Source organism: Pseudomonas sp. BMS12, from assembly GCF_001592875.1.
Classification (GTDB): domain Bacteria; phylum Pseudomonadota; class Gammaproteobacteria; order Pseudomonadales; family Pseudomonadaceae; genus Aquipseudomonas.
In genome coordinates this window covers 38,979-63,811 of record NZ_LSOF01000005.1, presented here as the reverse complement: position 1 = coordinate 63,811, position 24,833 = coordinate 38,979, and the positions used below count along the sequence as shown (strand labels likewise).

Below are 24,833 nucleotides of genomic sequence, written 5' to 3'. Positions count from 1 at the left end.
CAGGGCAGCGCGTTGTGGGCTGCGGCCCGCGATCGCGCCGCCCTCGGCTGCGCCGCGCAGCTGCTCGGCCTGGCCAAGCGCATGGTCGACCTGGCGGTTGACTACACCTTCGAGCGCAAGCAGTTCGGCAAGCCGGTCGGCTCGTTCCAGGCGGTCAAGCACCTGATGGCCAACGTCGCGGTACAGATCGAGTTCGCCAAGGGCCCGCTGTACCACGCCGCCTACGCCGTCGCTGAGGGCCAGGCACTGGCGGGCGTGCGGGTGTCGCACGCCAAGCTGGCGTGCGCCGAGGCGGCGCTGCTGGCCGCGCAGAACGCCATCCAGGCGCACGGCGCCATGGGTTACACCTGGGAGGTCGACCTGCACCTGTTCATGAAGCGCGCCTGGGCGCTGGACAAGGCCTGGGGCGACGCCGCCGCGCACAAGGCGCGGATTCGCGCGGCGCTGTTCGGCGGGGCCATCCAGCCGGGGGCCGGGCACACCTTCTGACTTCCCTCGGCCCCTGGGGTGGATCGCCACGCAGCGCCACCCGAGGCCGATCCTGATTATTCCTTTGCGAGAACCCGCACATGCCAGAAGCCTACATAGTCGACGCCCTGCGCACGCCCACCGGGCGGCGCAAGGGTGGTCTCAGCCAGATTCACGCCGCCGACCTCGGCGCCCACGTGCTGCGCGCGCTGGTCGAGCGCAACCCGATTCCCGATGCCGACTACGACGATGTGATCTTCGGTTGCGTCGACACCATCGGCCCGCTGGCCGGTGACATTGCCCGCACCTGCTGGCTGGCCGCCGGCCTCGACCAGGGCGTGCCCGGCACCACCATCGACCGCCAGTGCGGTTCCTCGCAGCAGGCTGTGCATTTCGCCGCCCAGGCGGTGATGAGCGGCACCCAGGACGTGGTGATCGCCGGCGGCGTGCAGACCATGACGCAGATCCCCATTTCCTCGGCCATGACCGCCGCCGAGCCGTTGGGTTTTCGCGACCCCTTCAGCGGCTCCGAGGGCTGGGTGAAACGCTACGGCGCGGTGCCGCCGACCCAGTTCCGCGCGGCGCAGATGATCGCCGAGAAGTGGGGCCTGAGCCGCGCCGAACTGGAGGCCTATTCGCTGGAGTCGCACCGCCGCGCCCTGCAGGCCATCGCCGAGGGCCGCTTCGCCCGCGAAATCGTACCGCTGGCCGGCGTCGAGCATGACGAGACGCCACGTCAGACCAGCCTGGAGAAGATGGCCGAGCTTGAGACCCTGTTCGGCTGCGACCGCGTCACCGCCGGGGTGTCCAGCCAGACCTGCGACGGCGCCAGCGCGCTGCTGGTGGTCTCCGAGGCGGCGCTCAAGCGCTACAACCTGACCCCGCGCGCGCGCATCCAGCACATCAGCGTGCGCGCCGACGACCCGATCTGGATGCTCACCGCGCCGATCCCGGCCACTGCCCACGCGCTGAAGAAGGCCGGGGTGCAGCTGCAGGACATCGACCGGGTGGAGATCAACGAGGCCTTCGCCTCGGTGGCCATGGCCTGGCTCAAGGAGACCGGCTACCCGCACGAGCGCACCAACGTCAACGGCGGCGCCATCGCCCTCGGCCACCCGCTGGGCGCTACCGGCACCCGCCTGATGTGCAGCCTGCTGCATGAGCTGGAACGCAGCGGTGGCCGCTACGGCCTGCAGACCATGTGCGAAGGCGGCGGTCAGGCGAACGTCACCATCATCGAGCGCCTGTGAAGGACGCGTTCAAAGCTGCTGCGCTCGGCCGGGCGCTGTTGGCAGGTCGCCCGAAAATGCTCATTTACCTTCGTAAACTGCGCTTTTCGCTCACCCTGCCGCCTAGCCCGACCTTCGCTCGCGACGCTTTGAACGCGTCCTGCAGGCTCCCAGACAACCACCGCCCTCTCTCTGGAAGAGGGCTGGGGTGAGGGCAAACTTGCCCGCCCCATGCTATCGGAGAACGAGCAATGTCCCTTTGCCAAGATCGTGTCGTCATCATCACCGGCGCTGGCGGCGGGCTGGGCCGGGCCTATGCCCTGGCCTTCGCTGCGGCCGGAGCCAAGGTGTTGGTCAACGACATCAACCTGCCGGCCGCCGAGGCGGTGGCCGGTGAAATCCGTGCCAACGGTGGCCAGGCCGCCGCCAACAGCGGCGACATCACCGACTACGCCGCCTCCGCCGGCATCGTGCGCGCCGCCATCGAGCAGTTCGGCGACCTGCACGTGGTGGTGAACAACGCCGGTATCTGCCGCGACCGCATGTTTGCCAGCCTGGAGGAAGCCGACTGGGACGCGGTGATGGCCGTACACCTCAAGGGCCACTTCTGCATCGCCAGCCATGCCGTGAAGTACTGGCGCGAACAGGCCAAGGGCGGCAAGACGCTGCAGGCGCGCATCATCAACACCAGCTCCGGCGCCGGCCTGCAGGGCTCCATCGGCCAGTCCAACTACGCCGCGGCCAAGGGCGGCATCGCCGCCCTGACTCTGGTACAGGCTGCCGAGCTGGCGCGCTACGGCATCAGCGCCAACGCCCTGGCCCCGGCTGCGCGCACCGGCATGACCGAGCAGGTGTTCGCCGACACCATGAAGAAGCCGGACGAGGGCTTCGACTACTTCGCCCCGGAGAACGTCGCGCCGTTGCTGGTCTGGCTCGGCTCGGAGGTCTCCAGCGGGGTGACCGGGCGCATGTTCGAGGTGGAGGGCGGCAAGCTGTCCATCGCCGATGGCTGGCGTCGTGGCCCGCAGGTAGACAAAGGCGGGTGCTGGCAGCCCGAGGAGATCGGCGCAGCGGTGGCGCAGCTGGTCGAGCAGGCCGTGCCGGCGCAGAAGGTCTACGGCACCTGAGCCCACCAGCGTTCCCGAGCCCGGCCCCGTGCCGGGCTTTTACGTTTGGGCAGGGCCCGCCGGCCAGCGACATCGCCCATTCGGACTAGGCCCCGCTGACGATTCGAGCGCTGGCCAAGCGGGCCAGACTCGCGGCAGCTGCGGCGCCCTGTGCGCCTTTTTCTGCCCGACTCGGAACGCTTATGGAATTCGTCTTCACCGATGAGCAGGAAATGATCCGCGACAGCGCGGAAGCCTTTCTTGCCGATGTTTCACCTTCCGCCGCCGTGCGTGCGGCCATGGCCAGCGACACCGGCTATGACGATGCGACCTGGCAGCGTCTGTGCGGCGAACTGTGCTGGCCGGCGATCCATATCCCCGAGGCCTATGGTGGCCTGGGCCTGGGTTTCGTCGAGCTGGCCATCCTCATGGAGCAGATGGGCCGCCGGCTGTTCTGCTCGCCGTTCTTCGCCACTGCCTGCCTGGCCACGCCGGCGCTGATTCTGGCCGCCAGCGATGCGCAGAAGCAGCGCTGGCTGCCGGCCATCGCCGCCGGCGAGTGCCGCGCCAGCCTGGCCTGGGCCGATGAGCACAGTCAGGCGCCCGATGCCAGCGCCGTGCGGGTGCGCCGCGAGGGTGAGGGTTTCGTCTTAGACGGTGGCGCCTCGCTGGTGGTCGATGGCCACAGCGCCGATCTGTTGATCGTCACCGCGCGCAGCCCGGGCACGCAGGGCGAGGAGGGGCTCAGTCTGTTCGCCGTGCCGACCAGCGTTGCCGGACTCAAGCGCCGTCTGTTGCCGACCCTGGACCAGACCCGCAAGCTGGCCGAGATCGAGTTCAACCACTGTTATGTCGAGGCCGATGCCCTGCTCGGTACCTTCGGCGGCGCTGCGCCGGCGCTGCAGCAGGTGCTGCGCATGGCTGCCTCGGCGCTGGCCGCCGAGCAGGTCGGCGGCGCCCAGCAGGCGCTCGACCTGACCCTGACCTACCTGGCCGAGCGCCAGCAGTTCGGCCGCGCCATCGCCAGTTTCCAGGCGATCAAGCACCGCGTCGCCGACATGATGGTGCAGGTCGAGTGCGCGCGTTCGGCCGCCTACTACGCCGCCTGTGTCGCCGAAGAAGCGCTCTACCTCGGCGGCGATCCTCAGGTGGCGCAGGAGCTGCCACTGGCCAGCGCGCTGGCCAAGGCACAGGCCTCGGAAGCCTTCTTCCACTGCGCTGCCGAGTCGATCCAGCTGCACGGCGGGGTCGGCTTCACCTGGGAGTACGACCCACACCTGTATTTCAAGCGCGCGCGTGCCGGCGAAGCATTCCTTGGCACGCCGGCCTGGCACCGCGAGCGTATCGCCGTGCACCTGCTGGGAGAGCTGGCATGAAGATCGGATTCAGCGCAGCGGACGAAGCCTTCCGCGCCGAAGTGGCCAGCTGGCTGGCGAGCAACCTGAGCGGCGAATTTGCCGCGCTGCGCTTTCGTGGTGGCCCGGGCGACGAACACAGCTTCCCCGAGGAGCGCAAGGCCTGGGAGCGCAAGCTCGCCGAAGGTGGCTGGACCTGCGTGGGCTGGGCGCCGGAGCACGGCGGGCGCGGCCTGTCGATCAACCAGCAGGTGATCTTCCATGAGGAGTACGCCCGCGCCGGCGGCCCCGGGCGCATGGGCCATATCGGCGAGGGCCTGGCCGGGCCGACCATCGCCGCCTTTGGTACGGCCGAGCAGCAGCGCCGTCTGTTGCCGGGCATCGTCAGCGGCACCGAGTTCTGGTGCCAAGGCTACTCCGAGCCAAGCGCCGGCTCCGACCTGGCCAATGTGAAAACCCGCGCGGTGCTGGAAGACGGCAAGTGGCGCATCAGCGGGCAGAAGGTGTGGACCTCGCTGGCCCACGAGTCCGACTGGTGCTTCGTCATCGCCCGCACCGAACCGGGCAGCGTCGGCCACCAGGGCCTGTCGTTCCTGCTGGTGCCGATGCGCCAGGCCGGCATTTCGGTGCGGCCGATCGAGCAGCTGACCGGCACCTCGGAGTTCAACGAGGTGTTCTTCGACCAGGCCGAGACCGCCGCCGACAACATCCTCGGCGCCCCCGGCGATGGCTGGAAGATCGCCATGGCGCTGCTCGGCTTCGAGCGCGGGGTGTCCACCCTGGGCCAGCAGATGCAGTTCCACAACGAGCTGGACGAGATCATCCGTATCGCCAAGGCCAATGGCGCGGCGCGCGACCCGCTGCTGCGCCAGCGCCTGGCGCAGGCCTGGGGCGGGCTGCAGGTGCTGCGCTACAACTCGCTGCGCATGCTCTCAGGTAGTCAGGACGGCAGCCTGCGCCGCGAGGCGATGATCTACAAGCTGTGCTGGTCCAGCTGGCATGCCGAGCTGGGCAAGCTGGCCATGGACGTGCTCGGACCGCAGGCCGAACTGCTGGAAGGCGCGCCCTACGCGCTCAGCCGCCTGCAGGGCATGTTCCTGTTCAGCCGCTCCGACACCATCTACGGCGGCACCAACGAAATCCAACGCAACATCATTGCCGAACGCGCCCTGGGCATGCCCAGGGAGCCGCGTCCGCGCGCCTGATCCGAGGTTCCCATGAATATTCCCAACTACGTTCCCGGCCACGGCCTACTGCGCGGCAAGTCGGTTCTGATCACCGCCGCCGCCGGTGCCGGCATTGGTTTCTCCGCGGCCCTGCGCGCCGCCGAGGAAGGCTGCCGGGCGCTGCTGATCAGCGATATCCACGAGGGCCGGCTGGCCGAGGCGGCGCAGAAGATCCGCGAGTCCACCGGCCTGGAGCAGGTCTACTGCCAGGTGTGCAACGTCACCGACGAGGCGCAGGTACAGGCCCTGGTCACGGCTGCCGAGCGGATGATGGGCGGCGTCGACGTGCTGATCAACAACGCGGGTTTGGGTGGCTCGCGCCTGCTGGTGGAGATGGCCGACGAGGAGTGGCAGCGGGTACTCGACGTGACCCTCACCGGCACCATGCGCATGACCCGCGCCATGCTGCCGAAGATGATCGAGCGCCAGCGCGGGGTGATCGTCAACAACGCCTCGGTGCTCGGTTGGCGCGCGCAGAAGGAGCAGAGCCACTACGCCGCGGCCAAGGCCGGGGTGATGGCCTTGACCCGCTGCGCCGCGGTGGAGGCGGCCGAGCACGGCATCCGCATCAACGCGGTGAGTCCGAGCATCGCCCTGCACGATTTTTTGCGTAAATCCGCGCCCCAGGAGGTGTTGGAAAAACTTGCGGCGAACGAGGCCTTCGGCCGCGCTGCGGAAGTCTGGGAGGTGGCCAATGTGATGATGTTCCTCGCCAGCGACTACAGCTCCTACATGACCGGCGAAGTGCTGTCGGTCTCCAGCCAGAGGGCCTGAGCATGACCCGCGTGTTCGAACACCCCGAGGCGCTGCTGGCCAGCGTCGGCGAAGTGCTGGGCGAGAGCGCCTGGCTGACCGTCGAGCAGTCGCGCATCGACCAGTTCGCCGAGGCCACCGGCGACCACCAGTGGATCCATGTCGACCCCGTGCGCGCCGCCAGCGGCCCCTACGGCACCTGCATCGCCCACGGCTACCTGAGCCTGGCCCTGGTCAACCTGTTCCTGCCGCAGATCGTCGAGGTGCGCGGCATCTCGATGGGGGTCAACTACGGCTGCGACCGGGTGCGCTTCCCCAATGTGGTGCGCGCCGGCGCAAGGGTTCGCGGCCGCGCCGAGCTGCTCGCCGCCGAGGCGGTCAAGGGCGGGGTGCAGGCCACCATCCGCGTCAGCGTCGAGATTGAGGGTGAGGAACGTCCCGGCTGCGTGGTGGATACCATCAGCCGCTACTACCCCGCCTGAAAGCTAGTGCGCTCGGCCATGCCACGTTGGAATCACGGCTGAAAATGCTCATTTGCAACCAGCAAACTCCGCTTTTCAGCCGTGCTTCCGCCTTGCCTGACCTTCGCTCGCAACGCTTTCAGCAGCGTTAACGAATTGTTTACGAGGATCCCAAGATGAAAGAAGCCGTCATCGTTTCCACCGCCCGAACCCCCATCGGCAAGGCCTTCCGCGGTGCCTTCAACGACACCGAGGCGCCGCTCATGGGTGGCCACGTGGTGGCCGAGGCGGTGCGCCGCGCCGGCGTCGAACCGGGCGAGGTGGAGGACGTGATCATGGGCGCCGCCGCGCAGCAGGGCACCCAGGCCTACAACCTCGGGCGCTTGTGCGCCATCGCCGGCGGCCTGCCCAGTTCGGTGGCCGGCATGGCCATCGAACGGCAGTGCTCGTCGGGGCTGATGTCCATCGCCTGGGCGGCCAAGAGCATCATCTGCGACGAGCTGGATATCGCCGTGGCCGGTGGCCTGGAGTCCATCTCGCTGGTGCAGAACAAGCACAAGAACGCCTACCGCAACCAGTCGCAGGCGGTGCTGGAGCGCGATCCGACGGCCTATATCCCTATGATCGAGACCGCCGAGATCGTCGCCATGCGCTACGGCATCTCGCGCCAGGCACAGGACGAGTACAGCCTGCAGAGCCAGCTGCGCATCGCCCGCGCCCAGCGCGACGGTCTGCTGGCCGCCGAGCTGGCGCCGATCCGCGTGCGCAAGCTGATCGTCGACAAGGTCAGCGGCGAGAGCCGCCACGAGGAGGTGCTGCTGGAGCGCGACGAGTGCAACCGAGCCGACACCACCCGCGAAAGCCTGGCCGCGCTGGAGCCGGTGTGGCAGGGCGGGCAGTGGACGCAGCAGGGCCGCTTCATTACCGCCGGCAATGCCTCGCAGCTCTCCGACGGCGCCTCGGCGGCGCTGTTGATGGACGCCAAGCAGGCCGAGCGCCGCGGCCTGGAGCCGCTGGGCATCTATCGCGGCCTGGCGGTGGCCGGCTGCGAGGCCGACGAGATGGGCATCGGCCCGGTATTTGCGATTCCCAAGCTGCTCAAGCGCCATGGCCTCGGCATCGACCATGTCGGTTTGTGGGAGATCAACGAAGCCTTCGCCTGCCAGGTGCTGCACTGCCGCGACACCCTGGGCATACCCGACGAGCGCCTCAACGTCAACGGCGGCGCCATCGCCATCGGGCACCCGTTCGGCATGTCCGGCGCGCGCATGGTCGGCCACGCCCTGATCGAAGGTAAACGCCGCGGCCTGCGCTACGTAGTGGTGAGCATGTGCATCGGCGGCGGCATGGGCGCCGCCGCGCTGTTCGAGGTGGCCTGAGATGACGGTCGAAGCCAAGCGCGCGGCGATGCAGCGCTATGTAGAGCGGGTGGATGCCGGTGATATCGACGGCATCCTCGCCCTGTACGCCGACGACGCCATAGTCGAGGACCCGGTCGGCACGCCGGCATTGGTCGGCCGCACCGCCATCGAGCGCTTCTACCGCGAGGGCCTCGGCCGCAGCAACGCCCGCGCCCGCCTGACCGGGCCGGTGCGGGTGGCCGGCAACAGCGCGGCCATGCCGTTTCGCGTCGAGCTGGAGTGGGACGGCAAGCCGTGCGCCATCGAGGTGATCGACGTGATGGAGTTTGCCGAGGACGGCCGCTTCCAGTCGATGAAGGCCTACTGGGGGCCGGACAACCTGGAGCAGGGCCGATGAACCTGGATCAGCGCATCGCCCGCCTGGAGGTGCTGGAGGCCATCCGCCAGCTCAAGCACCGCTACTTCAATGCCTGCGACCTGAAGGAGGTAGCGGTGATCCGCGACTGCTTCGCCGCTGGCCCGGTGCTGATCGACTACGGCCCCGTCGGCACCTTTCACGAACGCGACAGCTTTGTCGCGCTCTACCAGTCCTTGGCCTGCCACGAGCGGGTGATCGACCTGCACCACGGCGCCAACCCGGAGATCGAACTGATCGGTACGGACGAAGCGCAGGGGCGCTGGGCGCTGTACTACTTCAATCTGGATGGCGAGAGCGGCGCTACCCGCCAGCTCGGTGGCCTGTACCGGGATCGCTACCGCCGTATCGACGGCCAGTGGCGGATAGTCGAGACGATCTTTCGCGCGCATTCCATGGTGGCCGGGCAGACTCTGTCGACAGCGCCTGCCTGACCCTCAGGGTGGAAAACGCTGCGCAGTTTTCCACCCTGCTGGTGCCCGAACTCAGCCCGAGAAGGCCGGGTTCTGTGTCACTCCGGTCTCGTAGTAGGCCTTGAGGTTGCCGGCGATCTGCCGCACCACCTTGTCGAACGAGCCTGCCAGCAGGCCTTCGAACAAGCGCCCGCCGCGCAGGCGGTAGTCCATGCGCAAGGTCATGCGGCTGCCGCTGTCGGTCGGCTCCAGGGCATAGCTGAAACTCGCCTCACGAAAGGGGAAGGGGGCACCCTGGGCGCCATGGTGCAGGCGCAGAACGAAGCCCGAGCCTTCGTGCCAGTCGATCACCGTCTCGTCCAGCCACTGGCCGAAGCGCCGCAGCACCCGGCGGCTGGCGCCGCGCCCGCGTTGCGGGCCGGGGTGGAACTGGCAGCCGGTCAGCCCCGGCACGTAATGCGGTGCCTGGCTGAGATCGCTGAGGCGCTTCCAGGCGGCCTCCACCGAGAGGGCGAGGTGGACGCTATGGCTGGCGTGGGCGGACATCGGGGACTCCATCAATCAGTTGGCCTGGGCGGCATCGAGAAAGGCGGGGCGTTCGCCGCCGCCGTGAACACAGAGGTCGGCGCCACTGACATAGGATGCCAGAGGCGAGGCGAGGTACAGGCAGGCGTCGCCGATATCCCCTGGCGCGGCCAGGCGCTGCAGGGGAATGCCGGCGGCGACCCGGGCGATGCCGGCGGCATCGCCATAGTGCAGGTCGGCCTGCTCGGTGAGGATCAGCCCGGCGGTGACCGCGTTGAGGCGCACCTTGGGTGCCCATTCCACCGCCAGCGAACGGGTCAGGTTGAGCAGCCCGGCCTTGGCCGCGCCGTAGGCGGCGGTGCCGGGCGAGGGGCGCACGGCGCTGACGCTGCAGATATTGACGATGGCGCCGCCGCTGGCCTGGTTCTGCATCACCTGGTTGGCCAGCTGGCAGAGGTTGAGCGGGGCCAGCAGGTTGAGGCGGATGATCGACTCGGAGAAGCGCGGCGAGGCGGTCGCCGCGTCGGCGTGCGGGGCGCCGCCGGCGTTGTTGATCAGCACGTCGAGGCGGCCGTGGCGACTGGTGATGTGCTCGATCAGCGCGGTCAGCTGCTCCACATCACGCACGTCGCAGGGCACGAACTCGGCCACGCGCTCGCCCAGTTGCGGCAGCTGCTCCGGCACCTGGCGCCCGCAGATCACCACCGTCGCGCCGCGTTCGAGAAAGCGCAGGCTGATGCCGCGGCCGACGCCCTTGCCTCCGCCGGTGACCAGCACCACCTTGCCGCCGAAATCCATCGGGTCCTTCATCTTCGCCTCTTCGCGCAATTATCTGCCGGCGAGGCTAGGGGGCAGGGCACATGGCGGCTACGTCCGAGCGGACTATGCCTGCGCAGCCCGTGGATATGCGCCCGCCGAACCCTGGGGCCATCGGCGATCTGTAGTCCTCTCGGACGATGTTGCCTTGCCACGGCGTCGAAATAATCCCGGCACTACCACGAGCCGAGGAGATCGCCGATGGCCGCGCCGCACGGACAGTACGTCACCCTGCAGGATGGCCTGCGCCTGCACTACCTGGACCAGGGCTCGGGCGAGCCGGTGGTCTTCATTCACGGCAGCGGGCCGGGCGCCAGCGGGCACAGCAACTTCAAGCAGAACTACCCGCAATTCGCCGCCGCCGGCCAGCGGGTGATAGTCCCCGACCTGCCGGGCTACGGCGCCTCGGACAAGCCCGAGACCCAGTACACGCTGGACTTCTTCGTCGCCGCCCTGAGCGGCCTGCTCGACGCGCTCGACATCGGCCGCTGCGTGCTGGTCGGCAACTCCCTGGGCGGCGCCATCGCCCTCAAGCTGGCCCTGGATCAGCCGCAGCGGGTCAGCCGGCTGGTGTTGATGGCGCCCGGCGGGCTGATGGAAAAAGAGCAGTACTACCTGCAGATGGAAGGCATCCAGCAGATGGGCGCGGCCTTCGCCGCCGGCGAGCTGAAGGAGGCGGCCGGCATGCGCCGCCTGCTCGGTCTGCAGCTGTTCGACGCCAGCCTGCTCAGCGACGAGACGGTCGAGGAGCGCGTGGCCGTGGTCAACCAGCAGCCGCTGTGCGTGCTGTCGACCATGCAGGTACCGAACATGACCGCGCGCCTGGCCGAGCTGCAGTGCCCGATCCTCGGTTTCTGGGGCATGAACGACAAGTTCTGCCCGGTATCCGGCGCGCAGACCATGATGCAGGCCTGCAGCCAGATCCGTTTCGTGTTGCTCAGCGAGTGCGGGCACTGGGCCATGGTCGAGCATCGCGAGCTGTTCAACCATGAGTGCCTGGCCTTCATCGCGGAGGGCCGCGCATGAGCGAGCAACTGCGCGACCAGCATGCCGACGCGCTCTACCGGGCGCTGCGCGAGGGCCACACCCTGGCGCCGCTGACCGAGCGTTGGCCGGAGATTTCCATCGAGGACGCCTACCACATCTCGCGGCGCATCGTGGAGAAGCGGGTCGCCGCTGGCCAGGCCATCGTCGGCAAGAAGATCGGTGTCACCTCGCGCGCCGTGCAGCAGATGCTCGGCGTGCACCAGCCGGATTTCGGCTTCCTCACCCGTGACATGTGGTTCGCCAATGGCGACGAGATTTCCCTGAGCGAGAACCGCCTGATCCAGCCGCGCGCCGAGGGCGAGATCGCCTTCAGGCTCAAGCGCGATCTGGTCGGTCCCGGCGTCACCGAGCAGGACGTGCTGGAGGCCACCGAGAGCGTGATGGCCTGCTTCGAGATCGTCGACTCGCGCATCCACGACTGGAAGATCCGCATCCAGGACACGGTCGCCGACAACGCCTCCTGCGGCGTGTTCGTGCTCGGCAGCGAGGAGCGTGATCCGCGAGAGCTGGACCTGCCCAACCTGCATATGCGCGTGTTCAAGAACGGCGCGCCGATCAGCGAAGGCCTGGGCTCGGCGGTGCAGGGTAACCCGCTGACCGCGGTGGCCTGGCTGGCCAACACCCTGGGCGCCTTCGGCATTCCCTTCAAGGCCGGCGAGATCATCCTCTCCGGCTCCCTGGTTCCGCTGGAGCCGGCGCGCGCCGGCGACCGCTTCGAACTGACCATCGACGGCCTGGGCAGCGCCCGGGTGTCCTTCTGCGCATAGGAGCTCCCATGAGCAAGAAACTCAGGGCGGCCATCATCGGCCCCGGCAATATCGGCACCGACCTGCTGATCAAGATGCGTCGCTCCGAATGGATCGAGCCGGTGTGGATGGTCGGCGTCGACCCCGAATCCGAAGGCCTCAAGCGCGCCGCCGAGTTCGGCATCAAGACCACCGCCGCAGGGGTCGACGGCCTGCTGCCGCACGTGCTGGACGACGACATCCGCATCGCCTTCGACGCCACCAGCGCCTATGTGCATGCCGAGAACAGCCGCAAGCTCAACGAACTCGGGGTGATCATGATCGACCTCACCCCGGCCGCCATCGGCCCCTACTGCGTGCCGCCGGTCAACCTCAAGCAGCACGCCGAGACCCTGGCGATGAACGTCAACATGGTCACCTGCGGCGGCCAGGCCACCATCCCCATGGTCGCCGCCGTGTCGCAGGTGCAGCCGGTGGAATACGGCGAGATCGTCGCGACGGTTTCGTCGCGCTCGGTGGGCCCGGGTACCCGGCAGAACATTGACGAGTTCACCCGCACCACCGCCGGCGCGGTGGAGAAGATCGGCGGCGCTCAGCGCGGCAAGGCGATCATCGTCATCAACCCGGCCGAGCCGCCGCTGATGATGCGCGACACCATCCACTGCCTGACCGAGTCCGAGCCGAACCAGGACGCCATCCGCGCCTCGGTGCTGGACATGGTCCGTGAGGTGCAGCGCTACGTGCCCGGCTACAAGCTGATCAACGGCCCGGTGTTCGACGGCCGCAAGGTGTCGATCTTCGTCGAGGTCGAGGGCCTCGGCGACTTCCTGCCGAAATCCGCCGGCAACCTCGACATCATGACCGCCGCCGGCCTGCGCACCGCCGAGATGTTCGCCGAGGAAGCCCACAAGGGCGCCCTCAAGCTCCCCGTTCGCTGATTGGAGATCGACCATGAACCTGCAAGGTAAGAGCGTGCGCCTGCACGACATGAGCCTGCGCGACGGCATGCACGCCAAGCGCCACCAGATCAGCCTGGACGAGATGGTGGCGGTGGCCACCGGACTGGATGCCGCCGGCGTGCCGCTGATCGAGATCACCCACGGCGACGGCCTGGGCGGCGCCTCGCTGAACTACGGCTTCCCGGCGCACAGCGACGAGGAATACTTCGCCGCGGTGATCCCCAAGATGAAACAGGCCAAGGTCTCGGCCCTGCTGCTGCCTGGGATGGGCACCGTCGACCACTTGAAGATGGCCCATGATCATGGCGTCTCCACCATCCGCGTCGCCACCCACTGCACCGAGGCCGATGTCTCCGAGCAGCACATCGGCATGGCCGCCAAGCTGGGCCTGGATACCGTCGGCTTCCTGATGATGGCGCACATGGTCAGTGCCGAGCAGCTGCTGGCCCAGGCCAGGCTGATGCAGGGCTACGGCGCCAACTGCATCTACTGCACCGACTCGGCCGGCTACATGCTGCCCGACGAGGTCACCGAGAAGATCTCGGTGCTGCGTGCCGGGCTGAATGCCGATGTGGAGATCGGCTTCCACGGCCACCACAACATGGGCATGGCCATCGCCAACTCGCTGGCCGCCATCGAGGCCGGCGCGGCACGCATCGACGGCTCGGTCGCCGGCCTCGGCGCCGGCGCCGGCAACACCCCGCTGGAAGTCTTCGTCGCGGTGCTCAAGCGCTTGGGCGTGGAGAGCGGCATCGACCTGTACCGGATCATGGACGTCGCCGAGGACCTGGTGGTGCCGATGATGGACCAGCCCATCCGCGTCGACCGCGACGCCCTGACCCTGGGCTACGCCGGGGTGTACAGCTCGTTCCTGCTGTTCGCCAAACGTGCCGAGCAGAAATACGGCATCCAGGCCCGCGAGCTGCTGGTCGAGCTGGGCAAGCGCGGCACCGTCGGCGGCCAGGAAGACATGATCGAGGACCTGGCCCTGACCCTGTCGCGCCAGCGCGGCGTGCTGCCGACCTGAGTCGCTAGCGAAGTTGTGACGTTTCCCCCCTGTTTCCGGGTGCCTTCGGAATTCCCGCCTCTTCAGCGGTGGTTTCGGTGGCCCCGGTTTTTTATTGATCGGGCGATTGTTGTTATTCCGGGCATTAGCGCTCTGGGATCCCGGTTTTTTCAACCGATTCGGCAACAGCTATTCGGTGCCTATGGGCCAGAGCCGGCTCAGATGCTGGTGAAGCATATGGCCTGATTCTTTGCTCTGGCGTCGAGGGTGCACTTCATTCAACCCGCTTGTGCTGTGTCTACCTGAAATCCCGGCTGCGCACGTTCAGGCCATCGAGCAGCGGGGTGAGGTCGTGCAGTCGGCCGGCGATGATGTGGCGTACGCCGCTGGCCTGTTCCAGGTGGCCATCCACCTGCATCAGTCGGGCGCCGAGCAGTGCGCGGCGTTGGCGCTCGGCCAGTTCGAGGCGTACCACCACGTTGAGCATGCCGTGCTCGTCTTCCAGGGTGACGAAGGTGATGCCGCTGGCGGTCTGTGGCCTTTGCCTGCCGATGACCAGGCCGGCGACCTTGACCAGGCGGCCGTTGTTGAGTCCATCGAGTTCTTTGGAGCTGCGGCAGCGTCGTGCGCGCAGGTCATCGCGCAGCAGGCTCAGTGGGTGTGGGCCCAGTGTGGTGCCGAGGGTGGCGTAGTCGGTCTGCACGTCCTCGCCCAGGCTGGGCTGTGGCAGTTCGACGGGTACCTCGTCGGCGGCGGGCAGTTCGGCGAACAGTGGGGCCTGGCGCTCCACGCCGGCGATGGCCCAGCGGGCCAGGTGCCGGTGGCCGACCAGCTTGTGCAGGGCGCCGGCGTCGGCGAGCAGGGCGCGGCAGCGGTCGTCCAGGTCGGCGCGCAGGCAGAGATCGGCGATATCGCTGAAGGGGCGCAGGCGGCGAGCGGCCTCCAGGCGTCGCGCCTGCTCCTCGCGCAACCCGCGGATCAGGCGTAGCCCGAGGCGCAGCGTCGGTTGCGCGTTGTCGCCTGGCTCCAGGCTGCAGTTCCAGTCGCTGTGCTGAACATCCAGCGGGCGGACCTCGACGCCGTGGCGGCGGGCATCCTGCAGCAGCTGGTCGGGGCTGTAGAAACCCATCGGCCAGCTGTTGATCAGGGCGCAGACGAAGGCCGCCGGTTCGTGGCATTTGAGCCAGCTACTGGCGTAGGTGAGCAGGGCGAAGCTGGCGGAGTGGGATTCGGGGAAGCCGTAATTACCGAAACCTTTGATCTGTTCGAAGATGCGGGCCGCAAATTCGGTGCTGTAGCCGCGCGCGAGCATGCCTTCGGTCAGGCGCTGCTGGTGTGGCTCCAGTCCTCCGCGGCGCTTCCAGGCGGCCATGCAGCGGCGCAGGTCATCGGCCTCGCCATGGGTGTAGCCGGCGGCGACCACCGCCAGCTCCATTACCTGTTCCTGAAACAGCGGCACGCCCAGGGTGCGCTCGAAGACCTTTTTCAGCTCCTCGCTGGGGTAGGTGACGGCCTCTTCACCGTTACGGCGGCGCAGGTAGGGGTGAACCATGTCGCCCTGGATCGGCCCCGGGCGGACGATGGCGACTTCGATCACCAGGTCGTAGAACTTCTCGGGCTTGAGCCGCGGCAGCATGGCCATCTGCGCCCGCGACTCGATCTGGAACACGCCGATGGTGTCAGCACGGCTGATCATCTCGTAAGTGGCCTTGTCTTCCGCTGGCAGCGTTGCCAGGCTCCAGCGTTGGCCGCGATAGCCTTCGATCAGGTCGAAGCAACGGCGCAGGGCGGTGAGCATGCCCAGCGCCAGCACGTCGACCTTGAGCAGGCCGACCTCGTCCAGGTCGTCCTTGTCCCACTGGATCACCGTGCGTTCGGCCATGGCGGCATTTTCTACCGGCACCAGTTCGCTCAGGGGTTGCTCGGAGATGACGAAGCCGCCTGGGTGTTGCGACAGATGTCGGGGAAAGCCGGTCAGTGCTTCGGTCAGTGCCAGTACCCGGCGCAGTGCCGGGCTTTCCGGGTCGAAGCCGGCCTCGCACAGGCGCTCGGGCGAGGGCAGGCGATCGGTCCAGCGGCCGCAGCAACCGGCCAGGGCTCCCTGCTGTTGTGCCGGCAGGCCGAGGGCCTTGGCCACGTCGCGAATGGCACCTGCAGCATGGTAGGTATTGACCACGGCAGTGAGCGCAGCGCGGTTGCGGCCGTAGCGACGGAACACGTACTGAATGACCTCTTCGCGGCGCTCGTGCTCGAAGTCCACGTCGATATCCGGCGGCTCGTTGCGCTCGCGGGACAGGAAACGCTCGAACAGCAGGTTACTGCGACCCGGGTCGAGTTCGGTGATGCCGAGCACGAAGCACACCGCCGAGTTGGCCGCCGAGCCGCGGCCCTGGCAGAGGATATGCTGGCTACGGGCAAAGACGACGATGTCGTGCACGGTGAGGAAGTAGCTTTCATATTCCAGTTCGGCGATCAGCTGCAGTTCTCTTTCCAGCTGTTCGCGGGCCTTCTGCGTCATGCCCTGCGGCCAGCGCCTGTGCGCACCTTGCTCGACTAGATGGCGCAGCCAGGTGGTGGGCGTTTCGCCCTTGGGTACGACCTCATGGGGATACTGGTACTTCAACTCCGCCAGGTTGAAGTGGCAGCGCTCGGCGATGCGCAGGCTCTCCTCCAGCAGCTCGGACGGGTACAGCTCGCGCAGCTCTTCCAGGCGCCGCAGATGGCGCTCGCCGTTGGCGAAGAGGTACTGACCAGCCTCGGCGACGGTCAGGTGATGACGGATGGCGGTCATGCAGTCCTGAAGGGCACGGCGGCCGCGGGCATGCATATGCACGTCGCCGCAGGCCACGGGCGGTATGCCCTGGCGTTCGGCGAGATCGAGCAGGCCTGCCAGAAGCCCAGCGTCGTCCGGGCCGCGGTGCAGCTCCACGCCCAACCACAGACGCTGGGGAAACAGCTCCTGGAGCCAGCCGCCGTCGTGTGCGGCATCGGGCAGCCAGATGGCCAGCAGGCCTTCTAGTGGCGGCTGGAGATCTTCGCGCAGCAGGCGGTAGCTGCCCTTGTCGGCGCGTCGGCGGGCGAGGGTGATCAGTTGGCACAGGCGCTGGTAGCCGTTCAGGTCTTCCACCAGTAGCACCAGCTTGGGCCCGGCCTCGATGCGCAGCTCGCAGCCGATGATCAGTGTCACGCCTGTGGCCTCGGCCGCCTGCTTGGCGCGCACTATGCCGGCGAGGCTGCATTCGTCGGTGATGGCCAGGGCCTGGTAGCCCAGGCGCCGGGCGCGTTCAAACAGTTCCAGGGCGCTGGAGGCACCACGCTGGAAGCTGAAGTTCGATAGGCAGTGCAGTTCGGCATAGCCGCTCATGCGAACCACCCATGCAGCAGGAACGGTTCGTCCGTGGCGGCGCCGCGGAATACCCAGGCGCGCTGGCCGTTGCGGGTTTCCACCAGGTAGTAGTCGCGGCGCAGATCGCCACCGTCCCACCAACCGGACTCGATGCGCTCCGGGCCAGCAAGGATGCGCGCCAGTGGCTCGCGCAGGGGCTGCGGTTCGGTCAGCAGCCAGCCCGGTCGCGGCACATCGCTCAGTGTCGAGGCCTTGCCTGGCTGTGCTCGCCAGGCCTGTTCGGGGCGAGGGTCGGCATGGCTGTTGAGGCCATGCAGCGCTTCGTCGCCGAGGCGGGCACGCAGTCGTTCGCGCAGCTGTTCCCAGCTCTGCTTCTGCTGTGGTCGTGGGTCGAACAGCTCGCGGCATTCGGGCACGAAGGCCGGCAGTTCGCGTGTCGTCAGTTTCAGCGCCAGTACCGGGGCGGGAAGCTGCAGCTGCTCCAGACGGGTGCGGGTCAGTTCGAAGAGCATGCCGGCATCGCGTTCGGCGGCGAGCAGGCCGACCTGCAATTCGGTGGCTGTGCCGCTGCGGTGTTCCAGTATCAGGCTGAAACGTTGTACGCCGCTGTCTCGGCCTGCTAGGTAGGCAGCCAGATCGCCCAGGGCGCGGCGTAGCGGGAAGAGCAGGGCCTGGTGCGATTCCACCTCGAAGTTAAGCTCGACGCGGGTGATGAACTCGTCGGGCGGCAGGTAGAAGTCCAGTCCCAGTGGGCGGCGGCCGAGCAACAGATCCAGCTGCTCCAGCAGCACGGGTGGGAAACGCCTGGCCAGCCCCGCGCGCGGCAGCTGCAGGACCTGGCGCAGCTGACGCAGACCCATGCGGGCCAGCGCGCTGGCCAGCTCGGTGGGCAGGCCGGCGCGGTTGACCGGCAACCGCTCGATGGCTTGTGGCAGTTCGTGCTCGGCCACGGCCAGGCCATCGTGGGTATTGGCCAGGGCGCGGGCGGCGGCGGGATTGGGGGCCAGGACGATGCGATGGCGGTAGCCCAGCCCATCGAGCTCGGCACGCAGGCGTGCCTCCAGGTGTGGCCAGGGACCGAGCAGGGCCAGGCTGGAATGCACTTCCAGCAGCAGCGCGCGCGGGTAGTGCAGGCTGACCTGGGAGCTGAAGCGATAAGCCCAGGCGGCGAGGAACTGCTGGCAACGTTCTACGGCAGCCAGGTCATAGTCGCCAGTGCTGAAGTCGTGGCTCAGCAACTGGGCGGCGGTGAGCGCCATGCCGGGGCGCAAGCCGAGTTCCCGCGCCGCGCCATTGAGCGTCTGAAGTACACGGCGATTGGCCGGGCCGCTAAGCAGCGCCAGTGGCGCCTGCGGGTCATCCCGCTGGCGCAACGCGTGGTCCAGTGCCAGTTGCGGCAGGAGAATGCAGGCCCAGCGCATGTCGACCTCAAAGCGCGATGGCGCGCGCCGGTGCCAGACCGCCGCGGCACTTGAGCACGCGCACCTGCGCCGGCCCTTCCAGCAGCAGACGCAGGGCGGCGGGTGAAGGGTTGTGGGCCGCGCTGGCCGGGCGATAGGCGAAGCCCAGGGTTTGCCCGGTCTCGGCCGCTACCTGCAGGCGGCGCAGGGCGCGATCGCTGGCCTGGCGTGGCCAGCACAGCACGGCGCCGCAACTGCCGGAACGCAGGCACTGCTCGGCCGCCCACAGGGCGTCTTCCTCGCTGGCGCGGATTATCTCCAGGCATTGCAGGTCGAGCCCTGCGGCCTGCCAGGCCGGGGCGTAGGGCAGGAAGGGCGGGGCAACCAATACCAGTCGCTCGCCGGCCCGGCTCAGGCGTGCCAGCGTGGGCCACAGCAGGTGCAGCTCGCCTCGCCCCGGCATGGCCAGAAGAATTTCGCTCAGCGCCGCCTCCGGCCAGCCACCGCTGGGCAGGGCGGCGTCCAGCTCGGCATGTCCGCTAGGCTGGGTTCCGCCGCTTGATGGCAGCGGTTGGCCTTTCCAGATCCGGCGCTCATCGAACAGGCGATCCAGAGCAATGACCGAAGCATTCATGACGAGCGCCGACAGAAGGAAGAAGGGGGGCAGAGGAACATTGGAAATTGCTCAAATACTGTATGGATGAACAGTATTCGATGTGTTCGACGCCGACAAGTCTCACCGGACGGGATGCACGGGCCACGGTGGGTGCAATTTACCCGGTGCTCCGCTAGGATTAGCCACTTCCGCCATCCCAGCCGCGACGGTTTTTCATGAGTTATCAGGTTCTTGCACGTAAATGGCGCCCGCGCAGCTTCCGCGAGATGGTCGGCCAGACCCATGTGCTCAAGGCTCTGATCAACGCCCTGGACAGCCAGCGCCTGCACCACGCCTACCTGTTCACCGGTACCCGAGGTGTGGGCAAGACCACCATCGCGCGCATCATCGCCAAGTGCCTGAACTGCGAGACCGGCATCAGCTCCACGCCCTGTGGCACCTGCTCGGTGTGCCGGGAGATCGACGAGGGCCGCTTCGTCGACCTGATCGAGGTGGACGCCGCGAGTCGCACCAAGGTCGAGGACACCCGCGAGCTGCTGGAAAACGTGCAGTACGCGCCGAGTCGCGGACGCTATAAGGTCTACCTGATCGACGAAGTGCACATGCTGTCCACGCACTCGTTCAACGCGCTGCTCAAGACCCTCGAAGAGCCGCCACCCCACGTCAAGTTCCTGCTGGCCACCACTGACCCGCAGAAGCTGCCGGTCACCATCCTCTCGCGCTGCCTGCAGTTCTCCCTGAAGAACATGCCGCCGGAGCGGGTGGTCGAGCACCTGACCCATGTGTTGAGCGCTGAGAGCGTGCCTTTCGAGGAAGACGCCCTGTGGCTGCTCGGCCGTGCCGCCGATGGTTCGATGCGCGACGCCATGAGCCTGACCGACCAGGCCATCGCCTTCGGCGAGGGCAAGGTGCTGGCCGCCGATGTGCGCGCCATGCTCGGCAGCCTCGATCATGGCCAGGTCTATGGTGTGCTGCACGCATTGCTGGAAGGCGATGCCCGCGCGCTGCTGGAGGCCGTGCGCCACCTGGCCGAACAGGGCCCGGACTGGAACGGCGTGCTGTCCGAGATGCTCAACGTGCTGCACCGGGTCGCTATCGCCCAGGCCCTGCCGGAAGCAGTGGACAACGGCCAGGGCGACCGCGACAAGGTGCTGGCATTGGCCCAGGCGCTGCCGGCCGAGGATGTACAGTTCTACTACCAGATGGGTCTGATCGGCCGTCGTGATCTGCCCCTGGCGCCGGAACCGCGTGGCGGTTTCGAGATGGTGCTGCTGCGCATGCTGGCGTTCCGTCCGGCCGATGCCGACGGCGCGCCGAGGTCACCTTTAAAGGACCTGGGGATCAGCAAGGCCACCGCTGATTCCAGCCAGACCCCGGTGGCCGGTGTGGCCCCTGTGGCTGCGCCGGCCGCTATCGTTGCTCCGGTTGCCCAAGCCGTTGCGCCCGCAGCAGCTACGCCCGAACCTGTGGTGGCTCCGGCTCCGGCTCCGGCTCCGGCTCCGGCTCCGGCTCCGGCTCCGGCTCCGGCTCCGATGGTTGCTGCTGCGCCAGCCGAGCCCGCTCCCGTACCTGTGCCAGAGGTTGTCGCCCCGGCCAGCGAGTCGGTAGCGTCGCCCGGCGCAGCAGCCGAACCCGCTGCGGCCGTCGATGTGCCATGGGCAACCGCTGCGCCTGTTGCACCGTTAGAAGCGAGCCTGCCGGCTGCCCCGCAGAGCGCCTCGGTCGAGCCAGAGGCTGCTGTTGCCGAAGGCCCAGTCGATGCGCCGGTGGCACTGCCGCTGGGCGAGTCGGCGGCCCAGGTGGTCGATACTGCACCGGTCAGCGCCGAGGAAGACGATGACGACGAGCCGCCGCCCGGCGATTACGACTATTACGAGCCGGATGCCGATAGCCTTGGCTACGACTTCGACGCCCCGATCGACGAGCAACCCGGCGAAGCAGTAGCAGAGCCCACGCCGGCCATGGCGCCGGCAACCGGCCTGGCCGCCGAATGGCTGGACCTGTTCCCGCGCCTGGGGCTGTCCGGCATGACGGGTAGCATCGGTGCCAACTGCACCCTGATCGAAGCCAACGGCGACGACTGGCTGTTGCACCTGGACCCCGCACACAGTGCACTGTTCAACGCCACCCAGCAGCGTCGCTTGAACGAGGCACTCAACCAGCATCTGGGACGCAGCCTCAACCTGCGCATCGAACTGGTTCGTCCCGAGCAGGAAACGCCGGCTCAGGCTGCCGCACGCAAGCGCGCCGAACGTCAGCGCCAGGCCGAGCAGTCGATCCACGACGACCCGCTGGTACAGCAAATGATTCAACAGTTCGGCGCGACTATTCGCGCCGACTCCATCGAACCCCTGACTCCCTGATTAGATAGCCGAGGAACCCGATCATGATGAAAGGTGGCATGGCAGGCCTGATGAAACAGGCTCAGCAAATGCAGGAAAAGATGCAGAAGATGCAGGAAGAGCTGGCCAATGCCGAAGTCACCGGCCAGTCCGGTGCCGGCCTGGTGAGCGTGGTCATGACCGGTCGCCACGACGTCAAACGCATTACCCTGGACGACAGCCTGATGCAGGAAGACAAGGAAGTGCTGGAAGACCTGATCGCCGCGGCGGTGAACGATGCCGTGCGCAAGGTCGAGCAGAACAGCCAGGAGAAGATGTCCGGCATGACCGCAGGTATGCAGCTCCCCCCAGGCTTCAAAATGCCCTTCTGAATGCGTGACGCCCAGTCACTGCACATAGCTGTGTTGCGCTCCGGGCCGGGCATGCTCATTTACGGGCAGTAAACTCCGCTGCCCGGCCCGAAGCGCGCCTTGCTCTGCACAGCGCCTGGTCGCCACTTGTACCGAGTTGCCTCTACAAGCTTTTTCCGGACATACCCATGAGCTTCAGCCCGCTGATCCGCCAACTGATCGATTCGCTGCGTGTTCTTCCCGGTGTCGGGCAGAAGACCGCGCAGCGCATGGCCTTGCAGTTGCTGGAGCGCGACCGCAGTGGCGGCATGCGTCTGTCGCAGGCCCTGGCGGCGGCGATGGAGGGGGTTGGGCATTGCAGTCGTTGCCGCACCCTGAGCGAGGACGAGCTGTGTCCGCAGTGCAGTGACCCGCGCCGCGACGACGCACTGCTGTGCGTGGTGGAGGGGCCGCTGGATGTCTTTGCGGTGGAGCAGACCGGCTATCGCGGTCGTTACTTCGTACTCAAGGGGCACCTGTCGCCGCTCGATGGCCTGGGACCGGAAGCCATCGGCATTCCCGAGTTGCTGGCGTATATCGGCGCGAGCCATTTCGCCGAGGTGATCCTCGCCACCAACCCGACGGTGGAGGGCGAGGCTACCGCCCATTACATCTCGCAGATGCTGACCGGCAAGAACATCGTGCTGTCGCGCATCGCCCATGGCGTGCCGCTGGGCGGTGAGCTGGAGCTGGTCGATGGCGGCACTCTGGCCCATGCCCTGGCAGGGCGCCGTCCGATATCCGGCTGAACGGCCTGCTGGGGGTAACGGCGTTATTTGCGGCTGAAGCCGCTTCCACGAGTTTCTGCGTCAGGCGTGCTGCGAGGCTGCCAGTTGGCGCAGCTCGGCGTCGTTCATTTCATAGGCGATCCATTTCTGCACCGGCCGTCCGCCCAGGCGCCGATAAAAGCTTTCCGCCCGTGCGTTACCTGTCAGTACATCCCAGTGCAGACGGCCCGCGCCTTGCTGCATGGCCCACTGCGCCACGCTGACCAGCAACTGGTGGCCCAGCCCTTGAGAACGCTGGCCTGGGCGCACGTACAGTTCCTTGAGGCGCACGGTCGGGCGAAGGTCGTAGGTGAATGGGATGGACAGCGCAACGGCATAACCGAGTAACGCGTCGGCGGCTTCGGCGACAAAGATCCGGCACTGCGCCTCGGGGCCGAAGGCGCACCGATGCAGGGCCGCCTCATCCACGGCGAAGTCCGTCAGATAGTCCTCGAAGGCCGCCAGTTCGCGCATCAGCGCCAGCAGTTGCGGGGCATCCTTTGCGCAGGCCTGGCGGATCAACATGCGCAAGCGATGCCGGTTGCCGGATTGGCTTGTTCGCCCTCGGCCCCAACCAGGCTCAGGCCTTCGTCGAGCCAGCCGGTGACACCGCCGAGCATCTCCTTCACCGCGTAGCCCAGGCTGGCCAGGCGCACGGCGGCGCGGTGTACGCCGTTGCAGTGCGGGCCGGCGCAGTAGACGACGAACAGAGTGTCCTGCGGGTACTCGGCCATGCGCTCGGCACTCATCTGCCGGTGTGGCAGGTTGATCGCGCCGGGGACGTGGCCGGCAGCGAAGGCGGCTTCGCCGCGTACGTCGAGCAGCACATAGTCGACGTCGCCGCTCTGCTGGCTGGCATGCACGTCGGAGCAGTCGGTCTCGAAACTCAGGCGCTGGCTGAAGTGCATCAGGGCGACGGCGGCGGATGCGGCGGGGTGCTGGCTGACCAGGCTCATGCTGAAACTCCTCGTGGGTGGGTGTGGCCTCACTTTATCCAGGCGCCTGGGTCGGCTACAGTGGCGGATCTGACAGTAATCGGAAGTTTTCCGCCAATGCGTAACGATCCCGGTCTGGTGACCATCCTGGCCTACGATGGCCTGTGCACCTTCGAGTTCGGCATTGCCGTGGAGATATTCGGCCTGGCGCGGCCGGAATTCGAATTCCCCTGGTATCGCCACCAGATCGTTGCCCTGGAGCAGGGCCCGATGCGCGCCATGGGTGGCATCCAGGTACTGGCCGATGCGGGCCTGGAAGCACTGGGCGAGGCGCAGACCATCATCGTGCCCGGCTGGCGCGACCGTGCCGAGCTGCCGCCGCCGGCCCTGCTGCAGGCATTGCGCGAGGCACATGGGCGTGGCGCGCGGCTGCTGTCGATCTGTTCAGGCGTATTCGTACTGGCTGCCAGCGGCCTGCTTGATGGCCGGCGCGCGACCACCCACTGGCGCTACACCGAAGAACTGGCGCGGCGCTATCCGCATATCGAAGTGGACCCACAGGTGCTCTATGTCGATGCCGGCCAGCTGATCACCTCGGCCGGTAGCGCCGCCGGTATCGATGCCTGCCTGCACCTGGTGGCGCGCGACTTCGGCAGTCAGGTGGCCAATCGCGTGGCCCAGCGCCTGGTGATGGCGCCGCAGCGCGCGGGCGGCCAGGCGCAATTCATCCCGGCGCCGGTGGCCCAGGCTGCGCGTCACGATCTGGCCGCCTTGCTCGACTGGGCGCGTCAGCGCCTGGCCGAGCCGTTGCACGTGCATGAGTTGGCTGCCCGGGTGGCGATGAGCGAGCGCACCTTTCTGCGCCGCTTTCGCGACGCCACCGGCCTCAGCCCCAAGGCCTGGCTGCAGCATGAGCGCATGGCACGAGCTCGCGCCTTGCTGGAGGGGAGTGCGCAAAGCGTCGAGCGTATCGCCGAGCAATGTGGCTTTCGCACCGTGGAGAGCTTTCGCCTGGCCTTTCGCGGCAGTGTCGGGTTGTCGCCCAGCGCCTACCGCGAACGCTTTGGTGAAGGGCAGACAAGTACAGGCCGCTAAGCAATAGCCTCCACTGTCCTCGCCCGCTGAGCCGCGAAGCCCATGCTGCATGCCGCA

The 24,833-nt window shown here is 67.6% G+C and carries 25 protein-coding genes; 18 read left to right on the top strand and 7 right to left on the bottom strand.

Going from position 1 to position 24,833, the window contains the following annotated elements:
• The 10 genes from AYB31_RS03745 to AYB31_RS03700 all read left to right on the top strand — a co-directional run.
• The coding region (locus AYB31_RS03745) for an acyl-CoA dehydrogenase family protein (RefSeq protein ID WP_269085691.1) at window positions 1–489 on the top strand (489 nt) is incomplete at its 5' end.
• Window positions 490–569: 80 nt separating this feature from the next.
• Window positions 570–1,718, top strand: coding sequence for an acetyl-CoA C-acetyltransferase (locus tag AYB31_RS03740; protein ID WP_068825933.1), 1,149 nt, complete (start codon window positions 570–572; stop codon window positions 1,716–1,718).
• A 230-nt stretch (window positions 1,719–1,948) separates the two neighbouring features.
• Complete coding sequence (locus tag AYB31_RS03735; protein WP_068825930.1) at window positions 1,949–2,824, top strand: SDR family oxidoreductase; 876 nt, start codon at window positions 1,949–1,951, stop codon at window positions 2,822–2,824.
• Between the two features lie 182 nt (window positions 2,825–3,006).
• On the top strand, window positions 3,007–4,179 hold the full coding sequence (locus AYB31_RS03730) for an acyl-CoA dehydrogenase family protein (protein ID WP_068825928.1): 1,173 nt from the start codon (window positions 3,007–3,009) through the stop codon (window positions 4,177–4,179).
• On the top strand, window positions 4,176–5,363 hold the full coding sequence (locus tag AYB31_RS03725) for an acyl-CoA dehydrogenase family protein (protein WP_068825926.1): 1,188 nt from the start codon (window positions 4,176–4,178) through the stop codon (window positions 5,361–5,363). Before AYB31_RS03730 ends, AYB31_RS03725 begins: the two co-directional genes overlap by 4 nt.
• A gap of 12 nt (window positions 5,364–5,375) precedes the next feature.
• Entirely contained in the window at window positions 5,376–6,158 is a 783-nt protein-coding gene (locus AYB31_RS03720; RefSeq protein ID WP_068825924.1) for an SDR family oxidoreductase, read from the top strand.
• Between the two features lie 2 nt (window positions 6,159–6,160).
• A complete protein-coding gene (locus AYB31_RS03715; RefSeq protein ID WP_068825922.1) occupies window positions 6,161–6,619 on the top strand; it encodes a MaoC family dehydratase in 459 nt (152 codons plus the stop codon).
• A 155-nt stretch (window positions 6,620–6,774) separates the two neighbouring features.
• Window positions 6,775–7,977 carry an acetyl-CoA C-acyltransferase gene (locus tag AYB31_RS03710; RefSeq protein ID WP_068825920.1) on the top strand — a complete coding sequence of 401 codons (1,203 nt, stop codon included), beginning with the start codon at window positions 6,775–6,777 and terminating at the stop codon, window positions 7,975–7,977.
• 1 nt (window position 7,978) lies between these two features.
• The gene (locus AYB31_RS03705) at window positions 7,979–8,356 is read left to right on the top strand and encodes a steroid Delta-isomerase (protein ID WP_068825918.1); all 378 of its coding nucleotides are present in this window, start codon (window positions 7,979–7,981) and stop codon (window positions 8,354–8,356) included.
• Window positions 8,353–8,808 carry a nuclear transport factor 2 family protein gene (locus AYB31_RS03700; protein WP_068825916.1) on the top strand — a complete coding sequence of 152 codons (456 nt, stop codon included), beginning with the start codon at window positions 8,353–8,355 and terminating at the stop codon, window positions 8,806–8,808. The genes AYB31_RS03705 and AYB31_RS03700 overlap by 4 nt, the downstream gene beginning before the upstream one ends.
• Before the next feature lie 51 nt (window positions 8,809–8,859).
• Here AYB31_RS03700 and AYB31_RS03695 read toward each other — a convergent pair whose 3' ends face one another.
• The gene (locus AYB31_RS03695) at window positions 8,860–9,333 is read right to left on the bottom strand and encodes an SRPBCC family protein (protein WP_068825915.1); all 474 of its coding nucleotides are present in this window, start codon (window positions 9,331–9,333) and stop codon (window positions 8,860–8,862) included.
• A 15-nt stretch (window positions 9,334–9,348) separates the two neighbouring features.
• Window positions 9,349–10,122 (bottom strand): SDR family oxidoreductase, encoded by a 774-nt coding sequence (locus tag AYB31_RS03690; protein WP_068825913.1) that lies wholly within the window; start codon window positions 10,120–10,122, stop codon window positions 9,349–9,351.
• Window positions 10,123–10,329: 207 nt separating this feature from the next.
• On the opposite strand from AYB31_RS03690, the gene AYB31_RS03685 reads away from it, so the two are divergent.
• Genes AYB31_RS03685 through dmpG form a run of 4 tightly spaced genes read left to right on the top strand, consistent with a single transcriptional unit; the run spans window position 10,330 to window position 13,907 of the window.
• Window positions 10,330–11,154, top strand: a complete 825-nt coding sequence (locus tag AYB31_RS03685) for an alpha/beta fold hydrolase (RefSeq protein WP_068825911.1) — start codon at window positions 10,330–10,332, stop codon at window positions 11,152–11,154.
• Window positions 11,151–11,942, top strand: a complete 792-nt coding sequence (locus AYB31_RS03680; protein ID WP_068825909.1) for a fumarylacetoacetate hydrolase family protein — start codon at window positions 11,151–11,153, stop codon at window positions 11,940–11,942. Before AYB31_RS03685 ends, AYB31_RS03680 begins: the two co-directional genes overlap by 4 nt.
• Window positions 11,943–11,950: 8 nt before the next feature.
• On the top strand, window positions 11,951–12,859 hold the full coding sequence (locus AYB31_RS03675) for an acetaldehyde dehydrogenase (acetylating) (protein ID WP_068825906.1): 909 nt from the start codon (window positions 11,951–11,953) through the stop codon (window positions 12,857–12,859).
• Window positions 12,860–12,872: 13 nt separating this feature from the next.
• Window positions 12,873–13,907: a 4-hydroxy-2-oxovalerate aldolase gene (dmpG, locus tag AYB31_RS03670; RefSeq protein ID WP_068825903.1), complete on the top strand. Its 1,035-nt coding sequence runs from the start codon at window positions 12,873–12,875 to the stop codon at window positions 13,905–13,907.
• Between the two features lie 277 nt (window positions 13,908–14,184).
• Here the strand turns inward: dmpG and AYB31_RS03665 are convergent, their stop codons facing one another.
• The 3 genes from AYB31_RS03665 to imuA are packed head-to-tail and all read right to left on the bottom strand — an operon-like array spanning window position 14,185 to window position 19,266.
• Window positions 14,185–17,250 carry an error-prone DNA polymerase gene (locus AYB31_RS03665; RefSeq protein ID WP_068825901.1) on the bottom strand — a complete coding sequence of 1,022 codons (3,066 nt, stop codon included), beginning with the start codon at window positions 17,248–17,250 and terminating at the stop codon, window positions 14,185–14,187.
• Window positions 17,247–18,653: a Y-family DNA polymerase gene (locus AYB31_RS03660; protein ID WP_068825899.1), complete on the bottom strand. Its 1,407-nt coding sequence runs from the start codon at window positions 18,651–18,653 to the stop codon at window positions 17,247–17,249. The genes AYB31_RS03665 and AYB31_RS03660 overlap by 4 nt, the downstream gene beginning before the upstream one ends.
• A gap of 7 nt (window positions 18,654–18,660) precedes the next feature.
• On the bottom strand, window positions 18,661–19,266 hold the full coding sequence (gene imuA / locus AYB31_RS03655) for a translesion DNA synthesis-associated protein ImuA (protein WP_068825897.1): 606 nt from the start codon (window positions 19,264–19,266) through the stop codon (window positions 18,661–18,663).
• 197 nt (window positions 19,267–19,463) lie between these two features.
• On the opposite strand from imuA, the gene dnaX reads away from it, so the two are divergent.
• From dnaX to recR, 3 genes are all read left to right on the top strand, one after another.
• Complete coding sequence (dnaX, locus tag AYB31_RS03650; RefSeq protein ID WP_068825895.1) at window positions 19,464–21,611, top strand: DNA polymerase III subunit gamma/tau; 2,148 nt, start codon at window positions 19,464–19,466, stop codon at window positions 21,609–21,611.
• 23 nt (window positions 21,612–21,634) lie between these two features.
• On the top strand, window positions 21,635–21,961 hold the full coding sequence (locus tag AYB31_RS03645; RefSeq protein ID WP_003460931.1) for a YbaB/EbfC family nucleoid-associated protein: 327 nt from the start codon (window positions 21,635–21,637) through the stop codon (window positions 21,959–21,961).
• 167 nt (window positions 21,962–22,128) lie between these two features.
• Window positions 22,129–22,728 (top strand): recombination mediator RecR, encoded by a 600-nt coding sequence (gene recR / locus AYB31_RS03640; RefSeq protein ID WP_068825893.1) that lies wholly within the window; start codon window positions 22,129–22,131, stop codon window positions 22,726–22,728.
• 60 nt (window positions 22,729–22,788) lie between these two features.
• On the opposite strand, the gene AYB31_RS03635 is transcribed toward recR, so the two are convergent.
• Both AYB31_RS03635 and AYB31_RS03630 read right to left on the bottom strand, forming a co-directional pair.
• Window positions 22,789–23,271: a GNAT family N-acetyltransferase gene (locus tag AYB31_RS03635; protein ID WP_068825892.1), complete on the bottom strand. Its 483-nt coding sequence runs from the start codon at window positions 23,269–23,271 to the stop codon at window positions 22,789–22,791.
• Window positions 23,265–23,702 carry a rhodanese-like domain-containing protein gene (locus AYB31_RS03630; protein WP_068825891.1) on the bottom strand — a complete coding sequence of 146 codons (438 nt, stop codon included), beginning with the start codon at window positions 23,700–23,702 and terminating at the stop codon, window positions 23,265–23,267. Before AYB31_RS03630 ends, AYB31_RS03635 begins: the two co-directional genes overlap by 7 nt.
• Before the next feature lie 96 nt (window positions 23,703–23,798).
• On the opposite strand from AYB31_RS03630, the gene ftrA reads away from it, so the two are divergent.
• Complete coding sequence (gene ftrA, locus AYB31_RS03625; RefSeq protein ID WP_068825889.1) at window positions 23,799–24,776, top strand: transcriptional regulator FtrA; 978 nt, start codon at window positions 23,799–23,801, stop codon at window positions 24,774–24,776.
• The last annotated feature ends 57 nt before the right edge of the window (window positions 24,777–24,833 follow it).

Excerpts from the sequence above, each read along its gene's own strand:
- AYB31_RS03630 (WP_068825891.1), bottom strand. The coding sequence starts at position 23,702 with ATGAGCCTGGTCAGCCAGCACCCCGCCGCATCCGCCGCCGTCGCCCTG.
- AYB31_RS03715 (WP_068825922.1), top strand. The coding sequence starts at position 6,161 with ATGACCCGCGTGTTCGAACACCCCGAGGCGCTGCTGGCCAGCGTCGGC.
- AYB31_RS03665 (WP_068825901.1), bottom strand. The coding sequence starts at position 17,250 with ATGAGCGGCTATGCCGAACTGCACTGCCTATCGAACTTCAGCTTCCAG.
- AYB31_RS03680 (WP_068825909.1), top strand. The coding sequence starts at position 11,151 with ATGAGCGAGCAACTGCGCGACCAGCATGCCGACGCGCTCTACCGGGCG.
- ftrA (WP_068825889.1), top strand. The coding sequence starts at position 23,799 with ATGCGTAACGATCCCGGTCTGGTGACCATCCTGGCCTACGATGGCCTG.
- AYB31_RS03735 (WP_068825930.1), top strand. The coding sequence starts at position 1,949 with ATGTCCCTTTGCCAAGATCGTGTCGTCATCATCACCGGCGCTGGCGGC.
- AYB31_RS03685 (WP_068825911.1), top strand. The coding sequence starts at position 10,330 with ATGGCCGCGCCGCACGGACAGTACGTCACCCTGCAGGATGGCCTGCGC.
- AYB31_RS03645 (WP_003460931.1), top strand. The coding sequence starts at position 21,635 with ATGATGAAAGGTGGCATGGCAGGCCTGATGAAACAGGCTCAGCAAATG.
- AYB31_RS03635 (WP_068825892.1), bottom strand. The coding sequence starts at position 23,271 with ATGTTGATCCGCCAGGCCTGCGCAAAGGATGCCCCGCAACTGCTGGCG.
- imuA (WP_068825897.1), bottom strand. The coding sequence starts at position 19,266 with ATGAATGCTTCGGTCATTGCTCTGGATCGCCTGTTCGATGAGCGCCGG.
- AYB31_RS03690 (WP_068825913.1), bottom strand. The coding sequence starts at position 10,122 with ATGAAGGACCCGATGGATTTCGGCGGCAAGGTGGTGCTGGTCACCGGC.
- AYB31_RS03660 (WP_068825899.1), bottom strand. The coding sequence starts at position 18,653 with ATGCGCTGGGCCTGCATTCTCCTGCCGCAACTGGCACTGGACCACGCG.
- recR (WP_068825893.1), top strand. The coding sequence starts at position 22,129 with ATGAGCTTCAGCCCGCTGATCCGCCAACTGATCGATTCGCTGCGTGTT.
- dnaX (WP_068825895.1), top strand. The coding sequence starts at position 19,464 with ATGAGTTATCAGGTTCTTGCACGTAAATGGCGCCCGCGCAGCTTCCGC.
- AYB31_RS03720 (WP_068825924.1), top strand. The coding sequence starts at position 5,376 with ATGAATATTCCCAACTACGTTCCCGGCCACGGCCTACTGCGCGGCAAG.
- AYB31_RS03710 (WP_068825920.1), top strand. The coding sequence starts at position 6,775 with ATGAAAGAAGCCGTCATCGTTTCCACCGCCCGAACCCCCATCGGCAAG.
- AYB31_RS03730 (WP_068825928.1), top strand. The coding sequence starts at position 3,007 with ATGGAATTCGTCTTCACCGATGAGCAGGAAATGATCCGCGACAGCGCG.
- AYB31_RS03725 (WP_068825926.1), top strand. The coding sequence starts at position 4,176 with ATGAAGATCGGATTCAGCGCAGCGGACGAAGCCTTCCGCGCCGAAGTG.
- AYB31_RS03740 (WP_068825933.1), top strand. The coding sequence starts at position 570 with ATGCCAGAAGCCTACATAGTCGACGCCCTGCGCACGCCCACCGGGCGG.
- dmpG (WP_068825903.1), top strand. The coding sequence starts at position 12,873 with ATGAACCTGCAAGGTAAGAGCGTGCGCCTGCACGACATGAGCCTGCGC.
- AYB31_RS03695 (WP_068825915.1), bottom strand. The coding sequence starts at position 9,333 with ATGTCCGCCCACGCCAGCCATAGCGTCCACCTCGCCCTCTCGGTGGAG.
- AYB31_RS03705 (WP_068825918.1), top strand. The coding sequence starts at position 7,979 with ATGACGGTCGAAGCCAAGCGCGCGGCGATGCAGCGCTATGTAGAGCGG.
- AYB31_RS03700 (WP_068825916.1), top strand. The coding sequence starts at position 8,353 with ATGAACCTGGATCAGCGCATCGCCCGCCTGGAGGTGCTGGAGGCCATC.
- AYB31_RS03675 (WP_068825906.1), top strand. The coding sequence starts at position 11,951 with ATGAGCAAGAAACTCAGGGCGGCCATCATCGGCCCCGGCAATATCGGC.